We start from the raw sequence: 1,005 nt of genomic DNA, 5'->3' as shown, positions 1-1,005 counted from the left end.
AAACGTGTTTGCCCGCCGCCACCGCGGCCTCCACGAGCCCCACCCGGCGCGGCAGCACCACGGCGATCGTGACCAGATCGACGTCCGCGGACTCGATGAGCTCACGGGGATCGGTGAAAGAGCGCGCGGCCCCCCACCGGCGGGCGGCGGCCGCGGACTTCTCCGGGCTGCTTGCGGCTACCGCGCTGATCTCATAATCGGGCAGAGCGACCAGCGCTGGCAGATGTGACCACATCGCCCAGCCGCGCTGGGCGCTGGCCCCGACGACGCCGACTCGAATCCTGGCTGCCATACCCTGAATCCTCCCACAGGTAATCCATCCACTCGCCCAGGGCCGGGCCGCCGGCCGACATCATGGGCGGAAGGGAAGGCAGTCGTCGGGGCGGGTGTGCTTCTCCTCCTACCAGGTCACTGGAAGAGCCAGCGGCCCGCGCAGAATCGAACCGCTACGCCAGACGATTTCCCTGGTGGGAACCGCGAGAGCGAGTGTCGGAAACCTGCGGACCAGCGCGTTCGTGACGACCTGAAGCTCCATTCTGGCCAGCTGTGCACCCAGACAGTGGTGTATGCCGTAGCTGAACGCCAGATGGGGGACGGCGTTCCGGTCGAAGTCGACCACGTCGGCGTCGCTGTAGACCGACTCGTCGCGATTGGCCGACACCATCGACGCCAGCACGGCCTCGCCGGCCCGGACCAGGGTGCCGCCCAGTTCCAGATCCTCCGTCGCCACCCGCGCGTAGAAGGCCGCGGAAGTGAGGGGGACCTGGCGCAGGAGCTCCTCCACCGCCGGCACGACCAGGTCGGGCCGGTCGCGCAGCAGCTGGACGAGATGCGGCTGTGTCAGCAGGGTGTAGGCGAAGTCGCCGATCTCGTAAGCGGTGATCTCGTAGCCCGCGAGGAGGACCGACCACGCCAGGCTGATCATCTCGTCCTCGCTCAGCCGGTCCTCGCTGTCGCGGGCGGCGAGGAGGACCGACAGGAGGTCCTGCGCGGTCTCCGGCCTAA

The 1,005-nt window shown here is 68.7% G+C and carries 2 protein-coding genes; both read right to left on the bottom strand.

Annotated features, from left to right (window positions below):
- A partial coding sequence (locus AC08OP_RS21370; protein WP_476615814.1) for a Gfo/Idh/MocA family oxidoreductase occupies positions 1–292 on the bottom strand: 292 nt, incomplete at its 3' end.
- 108 nt (positions 293–400) lie between these two features.
- Positions 401–1,005: cytochrome P450 (locus AC08OP_RS21365; RefSeq protein ID WP_476615813.1), on the bottom strand; the 605-nt coding region annotated here is incomplete at its 5' end.

Source organism: Frankia sp. CeRuru1 (assembly GCF_977966315.1).
Note: the sequence above shows the minus strand (reverse complement) of the source record. Positions and strands in the feature narration are given on the sequence as shown.